The sequence below is a fragment of the Ferrovibrio sp. GW821-FHT12E11 genome (assembly GCF_058806975.1).
This window is the reverse complement of the sequence record NZ_JBXAQG010000001.1, coordinates 716,363-728,028: the sequence shown is the minus strand read 5'-3', so window position 1 is coordinate 728,028 and position 11,666 is coordinate 716,363. Positions and strand designations below refer to the sequence as shown.

Here is an 11,666-nt window from a genome sequence, read left to right as displayed (position 1 = left end):
GTTTGTATCATGGCCGAAGCAGACGCAAGGCTTCCCCGATGAGCGATTTTGAGCAGGATGCGGGCGCGCCCGCGGCCCCCGGAAATGTCCCGGAATATACGGTTACCGAGCTCTCCCTGCGGCTGAAACGCAGCATCGAGGAGGGGTTCGGCTGGGTCCGGGTCCGGGGCGAGATTTCCGGCTTCAAGCGGGCTGCCTCCGGCCATCTCTACTTTTCGCTGAAGGATGCCGATTCGGTCCTCGACGGCGTGTGCTGGAAGGGCAGTGCCGCCCGCCTCGGGGTGAAGCCCGAGGACGGGATGGAGGTGATCTGCTCGGGCAAGCTGACCAGCTATCCCGGCCGCTCCAAGTATCAGATGGTGGTCGAGCGCATGGAGCTGGCCGGTCTGGGCGCGCTGATGGCCCTGCTGGAGCAGCGCAAGCAGAAGCTGGCCGCCGAAGGGCTGTTCGCGCCCGAGCGCAAGCGTCCCCTGCCGTATCTGCCGCGTGTGATCGGCGTGGTGACCTCGCCGACCGGCGCCGTAATCCGCGACATCCTGCATCGCCTGGCCGACCGCTTCCCGACCCATGTGCTGGTCTGGCCGGTGCTGGTGCAGGGCGAGGGTGCTGCAGCGCAGGTGGCAAATGCCATCCGCGGTTTCAATGCCCTGCCTGAAGGCGGCGTTGTGCCGCGGCCCGACCTGCTGATCGTGGCGCGCGGCGGCGGCAGTCTGGAAGATCTGATGGCCTTCAACGAGGAGGTCGTGGTGCGCGCCGCCGCCGCCTCGGATATCCCGCTGATCTCGGCCGTGGGCCACGAGACCGACACCACGCTGATCGATTTCGCCTCCGACCGTCGCGCGCCGACGCCCACGGCCGCGGCGGAAATGGCTGTGCCGGTGCGGATGGAACTGGTCTCCACCGTCGCTGGCTATGACGAGCGCATGCGCCGCGGCATGGCGCGTATGGTGCGCGAAAAGCGCCAGCATCTGGATGCGCTGGGTCGCGGTTTGCGGGGCCCGCGCGAGCAGCTCGACATGGCGCGGCAGCGCTTCGACGATCTGTCCGACCGCCTGCGTCATGCGCTGCGCGTCGGCGTGGCGGCGCAGCGGTCACGCATGGAGACCATGATGGCCAAGCTGCGGCCTGCGCTGCTCCGGCGCGAGGCGGCGGATTATCGCCGTCGTCTGGCCGAGGCCGATGCCCGGCTGCTGCGCGCCATTCGCCAGCGTCAGGCCGATGCCCTGCAGCGCCTGACCCAGCCGGCCAAACTGCTGGAAAGCCTGTCCTACAGAAACGTGCTGTCACGCGGCTTTGCCGTCGTCTATGGCGCCGATGGTCGGGCGCTGAAGGATGCCGCCGCCATGGTGTCGGGGGCGGCCGTCACCATCGAGATGCAGGACGGCCGCCGCGATGCGCAGATCGTCGGCGGTGGCGGAACTGCACCCCGGCGCAATCCGGCGCCGGTGACGAAACCAACCAAGCAGGAAAGCCTGTTCTGATGCAGAGCCCGCCTCTACCGCGTGAAACCGAAGCCCGGGTGCATTACCGCGATGGCACCTTCGACATCGTCTTTCCGGGGTCTTATGTCATTTGCGCGGTGACCGGCCAGCGTATTCCGCTGGAGCGTCTGCGCTACTGGAGCGTCGACCGCCAGGAGGCCTATGCCGATGGCGTGGTGGCGACCCGCGGCATGGTGACCGATCCGGTGAAGCGCGCATGATCCGCTGGCTGGCCGCACTGCTTCTGCTGCTGAACGGGCCGGCCATTCTTCATGAAGCATGGGCCAATAGCGCGCCGGCGGGTCTGTCCTGGCAGGGCGATTTCAGCCAGGGCGGCCTGGTGATCGGCACGGCGCAGCCGGGCATCCAGCTCATGCTGGGCGAACGCCCGGTGCCGGTGGCGAAGGACGGCCGCTTTGTCTTCGGCTTCGGGCGCGACGAACCGGCGCAGGCGAACCTGACGATCCGCCACGCCGGCGGGCAGAGTGAGGCGGTTTCGCTCGCCATCGCGCCACGGCAATACGACATCCAGCGTATCGACGGCCTGCCGCCGGCGCAGGTGACGCCGCCGCCCGGTTTGCTGGAGCGGATCAAACGCGAGAATGCCAAGATCGCGGCGGCGCGCCAGCGCAATATGCCGGTGCAGGACTTCATGCAGGGCTGGATCTGGCCGGCGCAGGGACCGGTTTCCGGTGTCTATGGCAGTCAGCGCATTCTGAACGGCGAGCCGCGGCAGCCGCATTTCGGCCTCGATATCGCGGCGCCGGCCGGCAGTCCGGTGGTGGCGACGACCGACGGCGAGGTGACGCTGGCCGAGAAGGATATCTATTACACCGGCGGTACCGTGATCATCGATCATGGCATGGGCATCAACGGCGCCTATTCGCATCTGCAGACGGTGACCGTGAAGGTGGGGCAGCGTGTGAAGCAGGGCGAGCAGATCGGCACGGTGGGGGCGACCGGTCGCGCCACCGGCCCGCATCTGGACTGGCGGGTGAACTGGTTCGATGTGCGGATCGATCCGCAGCGGCTGTTGCCGCCGAAACCGTAACGGTCAGCGCTTCCAGCGCTTGTGAACCCAGAACCACTGTTCGGGATGGGCGCGGATCCAGCTTTCGATCCTGCCGTTCAGCAGCAGCATGGCGTTGTAGACATCGCGCTCGCGATTGCCGGTATTCTCCAGCCGCAGCGGCGCTTCCACCGTGACGCGGAACCGGGCGCCATCCAGGCGCTGCACATAAGCCGGCACCACCGGGCAGTCGGCGCGCAGCGCCAACTCGGCAATCGCCGGCGCGGTCATCGCTTCCTCACCGAAAAACGGCACGGGAATGCCGGTGCTGAGCTTCTGGTCGATCAACATGGCCAGGCTTTCATTCTGCTTCAGCGCCTTCAGCAGTTCACGCGCGGCCTGCATGCCCTTGGGCACCAGGCGGCCGCCTACGGCCTGGCGCTGTTTCTGCAGCAATTCCTCGGTCAGCGGATTGTTGGCGGCGCGGTAGACCTGCACCAGCGGCAGGCCGTAGTGGGTTGCGGCCAGCCCCAGCAGTTCCCAGTTGCCGTAATGCGCCGAGAACAGGATCGTCGGCTTGCCGGTCTGGCGGATGGCATCGATATGTTCCAGGCCGATGATCTCAACCCGGCCGGTCCTGGCTGCGATTTCAGCACCGATATCGTCGAGATGGGCATATTCCGCCATCACGCGGCCGAGATTGTCCCACATGCCGCGAAGAATGTCCTGATGCTGCTCCGGCGAAAGATCGGGCATGGCGCGTTGCAGGTTGCCCAGCGCGTGTTTGCGTATGCCGAAGCGGGGGCCCAGCTTGCGGCCGATCCAGCCGCCGAAGGCCGATGCGGTATCGAGCGGCAGCGCACCAAAGATCGCAAGTGCCGTACGGGCGCCCCAGTAGGCGACATATTCATGCGGCTCGGCGCGATCAAACACGGCTGAGCTTGTCCGTCAGGAAGGCGTCAATCCGTTCGGGTGCCGAGAAGGTCAGGTTGACGCGCAGCACATCCACCATGGCCCGCGCGGCAGGCGGCAGGCGCACCTGGTCCTTGGCCGTCGTCACCGGAATGGCGTTCAGGCGATGCGCGGCTTCCACCAGTCGCATGATGGTATCTTCGGTGTAGGGGGCGTGATCGGGGAAGGTTTCCATCCGGACGATTGTGGCGCCCAGCTGTTGCAGGGATGTGAAAAACTTTTCCGGCCGGGCGATGCCGGCAAAGGCCAGCACCCGGCGCTCGCGCAGACGTACGGCATCGGCCGGATTGGCATCCAGCATGGCGGTGAAAACCGGGCGGGACCCGAAACCGGGTAACGGCACCGTCGGCTTGCCGATCAGCACCACCGCATCGCTACGCGCAATGCCGACCTCGACAGGTTCGCGCAGGGGGCCGGCCGGCAGCAGCTGGCCATTGCCCAGTCCATACCCGCCATCGATCACCAGCAGGCTCAGCCGCCGTCCCAGCGCATAGGTCTGATGGGCATCGTCGGCCAGAATGCAGCTGGCGCCGGCGGTCACGGCGGCACGGGCGGCAGCGGGGCGATCACGGCCAATCCAGGTGGGGGCGGCCACGGCCAGCAGCAGAGGTTCGTCGCCCACTTCGGCGGCCGTATGGCGGCTCAGATCGACCCGCAGGGGTCCGGTCAGGGTGCCGCCATAGCCACGGCTGATGATATGAGGCTGCTGGCCTAGGGCTTTCAGGCGGGCAGCCAGAGCGATTGTGGTGGGGGTCTTGCCGGCCCCGCCGGCGACGAGGTTGCCGATGGAAATGACCGGGCGTGCAATCTCCTGCACGCCGGCGATGCGCTGGTGCAAACGGTTGCCAGCACCGTAGAGGGCCGAGATCGGACGCAGCAGGGTCGGCCAGCGCGAGCTGGTGCCGGATTGCCAGAAGCCCGGTGTGCGCCTAGCCATTGGGATCGGGTGCCGGCGCAGCCGGTTCGATCGGGACATGGCCGCAATAGCGGTCGGCCTCGGCGCACAGCGCGTTCAACGCCGCCTCGAGCCGCAAGGCGGCCTGCTCCAGTGTTTCCGTCTCGTCGCTATGCACGTCGATGGGTTCGCCCCAGAGGTAGATGCCGCGGTTGAACGGCCATGGCAGGATGAAGCGGTCCCAGGAGTTTATCACGCGCCGGCGAACAACGGCATAGGTCACCGGCAGGATCGGTGCCTTGGCCAGACGGGCGGCGGCCACGACTCCGGCGCCAGCGCGCATGCGCGGACCGCGCGGGCCGTCAGGTGTAAAGCCGGCATACTCGTTCAGCTTAAGCTGGCGCACCATGATGCGCAGGGCGGCGCGCCCGCCCTTGTCCTTGCCGCCCTCCTTGGCGCTTGAGCCACGCACGGTGCCGATGCCGAACGGATCCATGGCGCGTGCGATCAGTTCGCCATCGCGATGCTGGGAGGTCAGCATGTGCATGATGCGATCACGACGCCAGACCGGCGGAATCATCAGCAGCCGGCCATGCCAGAAAGCGAGAACAAAGGGCTTGTTCTGGGTCCAGTAACCGGCCGGATGGTCAGCGCCGCGGGTCTCCCAGCGCGTGGTCCGGTGCACCAGGCGGACATAGAAGGCGATGGCATCGGCGGCAAGTCGCACAGCCGGCTTGCTTCGCTGAATGCGCTTCCACAACCCGGCCATAGTCAGGCGGTCGCCTCGACAGCGAACTGCGTCGCATAGAGGCGGGCATAGATGCCGTTGCGCGCCAGCAGTTCGGTATGGCTGCCCTGTTCGATCAGACGGCCATGATCCAGTACGAAGATGACGTCGGCGTCGATCACCGTCGACAGGCGATGAGCGATCACCAGGGTGGTGCGGCCCCGCATCAATTCGCCGAGCGCGGTCTGGATCAGGCGTTCGGATTCGGTGTCCAGCGCGCTGGTGGCTTCGTCCAACAGCAGGATCGGGGCATCGCGCAGCATGGCGCGGGCAATGGCGACGCGCTGGCGTTGCCCACCGGAGAGCTTGACGCCGTTCTCGCCAACGATGGTGTCGTAGCCCTGCGGCAGGCTCGTGATGAAGTCATGGGCGGCGGCATGGCGGGCGGCAGCCTCGATATCCGCCTGGCTGGCATCGGGCCGGCCATAGGCGATATTGGCGCGGATGCTGTCGTCAAACAGGGTCAATTCCTGGCTGACGAGGGCGATATTGCGGCGAAGCGATGCAACCGTCACATCGCGCACATCCTGGCCGTCGATCAGCACGCGGCCTTCGGTGGCGTCATAGAAGCGCGGCACCAGATTGAGCAGCGTGGATTTGCCGGCGCCGGATGCGCCGACAAGGGCGGCTTTCCGGCCCGGCGGCACCAGCAGCGAAATCGACTGCAGGGCCGCCTTGTCCTCGGCATAGCGGAAGCTGACATTGTCCAGGCGGATTTCACCGGCCGGGACCTGCAGCGGTTTGGCATCCGGACGCTCGGCGATCTTCGGCTGGATGTCCAGAATGCCGAAGATGCGTTCGGCGGCGGCCAGGCCTTCCTGCATGGAGGTCTGCATCGTGGCCAGCGACTTCAGCGGCTGATAGGCGGTCAGGGCGGCATAGATGAAAGCGGTGAGCGTGCCGAGCGTCAGGGTTTCGCTGTTGCCCCCGATATAAATCACCACGGCAACCGCGATGCCGCCCAGTGCCTCGGTGGTGGGACTGGCGGCGGCGCGGGCCCGCACCACCTTCATGAAGTGGCTGAGGCGGGTATCGACCGAGGCGCGGGCCCGCTCGATCTCGCGCTGTTCCATGCCATAGGCCTTGACCATCCGCGCGCCCTCGAAGGTCTCGCTCAGGATCGAGGTCAGTTTGCCGGTTTCCTGCTGGCCGCGCGCCGAATTCTTGCGTGCCTTCTTGCCCAGACGCCGCGTGGACAGGCCGACGAAGGGGAAGATGACGCAGACGATCAGCGCAAACTGCCAGTTCATGCTGAACATGACGCCGGTGAGGAAGATCAGGCTGAGCGCATCCTTGACCATACCGGTCATGGCTTTGGTGACGGCTTCGCGCAGCAGGCCGGCATCGTAGAGGAAACTGGCGATCAGCTTGCCGGAATGCATCTCGTGCAGCCAGGCGAGATCGGCGCGGATGAAATGGCTGTAGAGCCGAATCTGTGTATCGGCGATGACCCGCTCGCCGAAGCTGGTCATCAGCGTGCCTTCGAAATAGCTTGCCACGCCCTTGACCACCACCACGACGATCACGGCCAGCGGAACCATCGTTGTCCAGTAGGGATCGCGCTGGGTGAAGACCTGGTCGATGGCCGGTTTGAGCAGCCAGGCCGTGGCGGCGGTCATGGCCGCCACCACGATCATGCTCAGCAGCGCCAGTGCCAGCGAACCCATATGCGGGCGCACCTGCTCGACGAACAGTCGCCGCAGCAGACTGCTGCTGCTGGCTGCGGCCGCCGGGCGGCTGTCGGAGGAGGTGGGCGAGGTCACCGGAAATCCGTCCCAATCAATGAGTTACGCTGGCTGCTATAGCATGCAGCCGGGTTCCCGGCCACCCTGACTCGGAGCCGGGACCGGAAAACGGGTTCGGTGCGGCAGGCGCGCGGCGCGGCCCTTACAGGCGCTGCCTGGCCGCCGCCGCCACGGCTTCCGCCGTGATGCCGAAATGCTTGTAGAGCTGGTCGATCGGGCCCGAGGCACCGAAGCTGCTCATGCCGACGAAACCGCCCTTGATGCCGAGATACTTGTCCCAGCCCTGACGCACACCGGCTTCGACGGCGACGCGCACGGTATTGGGGCCCAGCACCTGCTCCTGGTACGTGACTTCCTGAGCGTCGAACAGCTCGAAGCTGGGCATCGAGACCACGCGGGTCGGGATGCCGTCTTTCTGCAGCAGATCGCGGGCGGTCATCGCGATAGCGACTTCCGAACCGGTGGCCAGCAAGGTCACCTTGGCCGCGCCATCGGCGGCAGCCAGTTCGTAGCCGCCCCTGGCGACCAGATTGTCGGCCGTATGAGTGTTGCGCACGGTGGGCAGATCCTGGCGGGTGAGCGCCAGCACGGCCGGACGATCCTTGCTCTGCAGGGCAACCTGCCAGGCTTCGGCGGTTTCCACCGCATCGGCCGGACGCAGCACCAGCAGATTCGGCATGGCGCGCAGCGAGGCGATATGTTCCACCGGCTGGTGCGTCGGGCCGTCTTCGCCCAGGCCGATCGAGTCATGGGTCATCACGTAGACGACGCGCTGGTGCATCAGGGCCGAGAGGCGGATCGAGGGGCGGCAATAGTCGGTGAAGACCAGGAAGGTGCCACCATACGGGATGAAGCCGCCATGCAGGGCGATGCCATTCATCGCCGCCGCCATGCCATGCTCGCGCACGCCGTAATAGATGTAGCGACCGCTGAAGTCGCCGGGCTTGATAGGGGCCAGGCTTGCGGTCTTGGTGTTGTTCGAGCCGGTGAGATCGGCCGAACCGCCAAGCGTTTCCGGCACCACCGGATTGATCACTTCCAGCGCCATCTGCGAGGATTTGCGCGTCGCCCATTTCGGCTTCTCGGCGCTCAGCTTGGCCTTGTAGTCGATGATGGTCTGGTTGAACGTGGCGGGCAGGTCGCCCTTGAAGCGGCGCTCCCATTCGGCGCGCTGTTCGGCCGGTAGGGCGGCGAACTGCTTGCTCCAGGCGGCGAATTTCGCGGCTCCGGCGGCGCCGACACTGCGCCAGGCCTTCAGGATCGCCTCGGGAATCTCAAACGGCGCATGGGGCCAGCCCAGCTTCTCGCGGGCACCCTTGATCTCGTCGCCACCTAGGGGCGAACCGTGGGTCGCCGCCGTGCCGGCCTTGGTCGGCGCGCCGTAACCGATCACGGTGCGGCAGGCGATCATGCTCGGCTTGTCGCTGTTCTGGGCGGCGGCAATCGCTGCGGCGACGGCATCGGCGTCATGGCCATCGACGGCGATGGTGTTCCAGCCGCTGGCCTGGAAGCGCTTGATCTGGTCGTCGGAGACCGAGAGGCTGGTCGGGCCGTCGATGGAAATCTGGTTGTCGTCCCACAGTACGATCAGCTTGTTCAGCTTCAGATGGCCGGCCAGCGAAATGGCCTCGTGGCTGATGCCTTCCATCAGGCAGCCGTCGCCGGCGATCACATAGGTATAGTGATTGCTCAATGTGTCGCTGAACTGAGCTGCAAGCGCGCGTTCGGCCAGCGCCATGCCCACGGCAGTCGCGATGCCCTGGCCCAGCGGGCCGGTGGTGGTCTCGATGCCGGCGGCATGGCCGAATTCCGGATGGCCGGCGGTACGTGCGCCGATCTGACGGAAGTTCTTCAGCTCGTCCAGCGTCATGTCGGCATAGCCGGTCAGATGCAGCAGCGAATAGATCAGCATCGAACCATGGCCGGCCGACAGCACGAAGCGGTCGCGATCGGCCCAGGTCGGGTTCTGCGGGTCGAATTTCAGGAAACGGCTGAACAGAACGGTCGCGACATCGGCCATGCCCATCGGCATGCCCGGATGGCCCGAATTGGCCTTTTGCACGGCATCCATCGACAGGGCGCGGATGGCATTGGCCATGTCGGCATGGCTGGCGGAAGCCGTGTGACGGGGGAAGGCGGTGGCGGCCTGCAGCATGTCGTCAAAATCCCGCATTGGAAGCAGCAAAATCGGGCGCGACCATGCCGGGCAAAGCCGCCCCCGTCAACCCATGCTCGCCCGGGGCGGAAAGCTGCTGGAATCGTGCTGAAATTCCCCGTTGGCCGGCGTTTTCCGGGGACGATTCTCCGGCGGGGTCTGCGGCCTCGCCGGAGTCGCTGCCGATCAGCCCCGCAGCTTGAAGAAACCGACCAGCTGGGCCAGTTCGGCGGCCTGGTTGGCCAGCGCCTGGGCCGAGGCCGAGGTTTCTTCGACCAAGGCACCGTTGCGCTGGGTCATTTCATCCATATTGCCCACCGCGGTGTTGACCTGATCCAGGCCGGTGGCCTGTTCGCGGCTGGCGGCGGCGATCTCGGCCACGATGTCCGATACCTTCTTGATGGCCGCAACGATTTCGGTCAGCGATGCGCCGGTCTGGTTCACCAGGGTCGCGCCGGTCTTCACCTGGGCATTCGATTCCGCGATCAATGCCTTGATGTCTTTCGACGCATTGGCCGAGCGTTGCGCCAGCGCACGCACTTCCTGCGCCACCACGGCAAAGCCCTTGCCGGCCTCGCCCGCACGCGCCGCTTCCACCGAAGCATTCAGCGCCAGCAGGTTGGTCTGGAAGGCGATCTCGTCGATCAGGCCGACAATGTCGCTGATCTTCTGCGCGCTGCTCTCAATCTGCGTCACGGCAGTGACGGCATTGGCCACCACGCTGCCGCCCTTTTCGGCGGTATCGCGCGCTGCTGTCGCCAGCTGGTTGGCGGCCTGAGCGTTGTCGGCATTCTGCTTCACCGTCGCGGTGATCTCGTGCATGGAGGCCGCCGTTTCTTCGATGCTGGCGGCCTGGCTTTCCGTACGGCTGGCCAGATCCTGGCTGCCGGTCGAGATTTCGGCTGCCGCTGCATTCACCGCTTCGGCATTCTCCGCCAGACGGCCGGCGAAATCGCGCAGGCGCTCGCCCATGCCGTTGACGCCGGTCTTGATCTGGCCGAACACGCCCTCGTAATTGCCCTGCACGGACTTGGTCAGGTCACCGCCGGCCATGGCGCCCATGGTGCCGGCCAATTCGCCGGTCATGGTCTGCAGGGTTGCGGCGAGCCTGTTCAGTTCCTGGCTGGTGCTCAGGAAAAAGCCGTCCTTGCCGGTTTCGTCGATGCGGCCACTAAGGTCGCCCTGGCCTACCTTGTTGACCAGCGCAGCGATCTCGTCGCCGGCCGCTTTCTCGCGGGCTTCGCGCTGGATGCGGCGCTGCTCGGACTCCTCGCGTTGCTGCGTAATGTCGGTTTCGGCCTGTTCGCGCGCGATCATGCTGTCCTTGAAGACCTGCACGGCCTTTGCCATCTGGCCTACTTCGGCACCGCGATCGACATAGGGAATCTCGGTCTGCAGATTGCCGCTGGCCAGGTCCTGCATGGCGCCGGTCATGCGCACGATCGGACCGCTGACGCGCCACTGCACGATCAGGAAGCCGAACACGGTGACCGCAATGGCTGCTGCGAGCAGCAGGCCGTTCAGGATCAGGCTCTGTTGCGTATCGGCCATCTGGGTATTCGCGCGCTTGATCAGCTCGTTCAGAGCCGTGTTGGCGATGGCGTTGAGCATATTGAGGCTTTCCGTCACCGTCGGCTGGTACTTCGCCTGCTCAACCGGTGAGGGCTGGCCGGCCGTGAACGCCTTGACGATGACTTCGCGCTCGCTGGCGATCTGGCCGGAGAAGAAGGTCTTTGCAGTATTTACCACCTCGCGCAGGCTGGCCGGCGTGTCACTGCGGGTGGCAATCGCGCTGACAACGCCCCAGGCGGTTGCGACGCGGCCGGCATCATCGGCATGAGCCGAGACATCGGTGATGGTCCAGGTTTGGCCGCCAGACATTGTCGTCAGGATGCGCAGCACCAGCGAACCCGCGTAGTTTCGGATCGTCCAGGCATTCTGCTTGGCGCTCAGCAGTTGATCGACCGTCGGATCAACCAGCTGCAGCGAGGATTCCAGAAATTCCGAAGCGGCTTCGACAGCATCGAGAAACGCCTGCGTGACACGCGTCCATTCCTGCGCAGCCTGCGGGTTGCGCTGGGCTCGCGGCTGGTTGATCGCGGCCATCATATTCGCCCGCAGGGCTTCCACGGCGTCATGCGTGGTTTTCAGTCTTGTCTGGATGGGGGCGGCGCCGGCCTGTGCGGGAAGCGCCGAGAGCATGGCATAGCCGGTGTTGTAGGCATTCCGCGCACCATCCCGGTAGGTGGTGATGTTGTCGACGGTCTCCTTCGGTGCCGGCGCTTCGGCGCGGTAGGAGATCAGGATGTTGCCGCGCTCAAGACGATGCTGCTGCAGGCTGGTGAAGAGCGCCTGGCTGATCGGCGCCAGTGTCGCCACCCGTTGCGCCGCGCGATTGCGGTCCAGCGCTGTGGATACGGCATTGATGCTGACGCCAATCAGCATCAAGCCGAGAACGCCGATGACAAGGCCCAGGGTGGTTCGGATCGATAAGGTCGGCATCAGGACGGTTCCCCTCAGGTGCGCCGCTGGGGCGCGGCGGCAATATCAGTGGGGAGACCCTAGCCGGTCTTTATGCGGTGTGCCGCTCCAAGAGGGCAGCGTTATCAATATTTAATCCCC

General features: G+C 65.7%; 9 protein-coding genes. 3 read left to right on the top strand and 6 right to left on the bottom strand.

The window, feature by feature from the left end; genetic code table 11:
• The first annotated feature begins 38 nt into the window (after positions 1-38).
• From xseA to AC1ROT_RS03625, 3 genes are read left to right on the top strand one after another with little or no spacing between them, the layout of a single operon-like run.
• Positions 39-1,481: an exodeoxyribonuclease VII large subunit gene (gene xseA, locus AC1ROT_RS03635; protein ID WP_492997247.1), complete on the top strand. Its 1,443-nt coding sequence runs from the start codon at positions 39-41 to the stop codon at positions 1,479-1,481.
• Positions 1,481-1,702, top strand: a complete 222-nt coding sequence (locus tag AC1ROT_RS03630; RefSeq protein ID WP_492970084.1) for a DUF2093 domain-containing protein — start codon at positions 1,481-1,483, stop codon at positions 1,700-1,702. The genes xseA and AC1ROT_RS03630 overlap by 1 nt, the downstream gene beginning before the upstream one ends.
• Complete coding sequence (locus tag AC1ROT_RS03625; RefSeq protein ID WP_492997246.1) at positions 1,699-2,532, top strand: M23 family metallopeptidase; 834 nt, start codon at positions 1,699-1,701, stop codon at positions 2,530-2,532. Before AC1ROT_RS03630 ends, AC1ROT_RS03625 begins: the two co-directional genes overlap by 4 nt.
• Before the next feature lie 3 nt (positions 2,533-2,535).
• Here the strand turns inward: AC1ROT_RS03625 and AC1ROT_RS03620 are convergent, their stop codons facing one another.
• The 6 genes from AC1ROT_RS03620 to AC1ROT_RS03595 all read right to left on the bottom strand — a co-directional run bounded on the left by AC1ROT_RS03620 (position 2,536) and on the right by AC1ROT_RS03595 (position 11,546).
• Positions 2,536-3,423, bottom strand: coding sequence for a lipid A biosynthesis lauroyl acyltransferase (locus tag AC1ROT_RS03620; protein WP_492997245.1), 888 nt, complete (start codon positions 3,421-3,423; stop codon positions 2,536-2,538).
• Positions 3,416-4,399, bottom strand: coding sequence for a tetraacyldisaccharide 4'-kinase (gene lpxK, locus AC1ROT_RS03615; protein WP_492997244.1), 984 nt, complete (start codon positions 4,397-4,399; stop codon positions 3,416-3,418). Before lpxK ends, AC1ROT_RS03620 begins: the two co-directional genes overlap by 8 nt.
• On the bottom strand, positions 4,392-5,084 hold the full coding sequence (locus AC1ROT_RS03610) for a lysophospholipid acyltransferase family protein (protein WP_492997243.1): 693 nt from the start codon (positions 5,082-5,084) through the stop codon (positions 4,392-4,394). The genes lpxK and AC1ROT_RS03610 overlap by 8 nt, the downstream gene beginning before the upstream one ends.
• A 44-nt stretch (positions 5,085-5,128) precedes the next feature.
• Positions 5,129-6,907: an ABC transporter ATP-binding protein gene (locus AC1ROT_RS03605; protein ID WP_492997242.1), complete on the bottom strand. Its 1,779-nt coding sequence runs from the start codon at positions 6,905-6,907 to the stop codon at positions 5,129-5,131.
• A 124-nt stretch (positions 6,908-7,031) separates the two neighbouring features.
• Positions 7,032-9,044, bottom strand: a complete 2,013-nt coding sequence (gene tkt / locus AC1ROT_RS03600) for a transketolase (protein ID WP_492997241.1) — start codon at positions 9,042-9,044, stop codon at positions 7,032-7,034.
• 186 nt (positions 9,045-9,230) lie between these two features.
• Complete coding sequence (locus AC1ROT_RS03595) at positions 9,231-11,546, bottom strand: methyl-accepting chemotaxis protein (RefSeq protein ID WP_492997240.1); 2,316 nt, start codon at positions 11,544-11,546, stop codon at positions 9,231-9,233.
• Positions 11,547-11,666 lie beyond the last annotated feature (120 nt).

Bases quoted from the DNA above. Each gene is read 5' to 3' on its own strand.
- xseA (WP_492997247.1), top strand. From the start codon at position 39: ATGAGCGATTTTGAGCAGGATGCGGGCGCGCCCGCGGCCCCCGGAAAT.
- AC1ROT_RS03630 (WP_492970084.1), top strand. From the start codon at position 1,481: ATGCAGAGCCCGCCTCTACCGCGTGAAACCGAAGCCCGGGTGCATTAC.
- AC1ROT_RS03625 (WP_492997246.1), top strand. From the start codon at position 1,699: ATGATCCGCTGGCTGGCCGCACTGCTTCTGCTGCTGAACGGGCCGGCC.
- lpxK (WP_492997244.1), bottom strand. From the start codon at position 4,399: ATGGCTAGGCGCACACCGGGCTTCTGGCAATCCGGCACCAGCTCGCGC.
- tkt (WP_492997241.1), bottom strand. From the start codon at position 9,044: ATGCTGCAGGCCGCCACCGCCTTCCCCCGTCACACGGCTTCCGCCAGC.
- AC1ROT_RS03595 (WP_492997240.1), bottom strand. From the start codon at position 11,546: ATGCCGACCTTATCGATCCGAACCACCCTGGGCCTTGTCATCGGCGTT.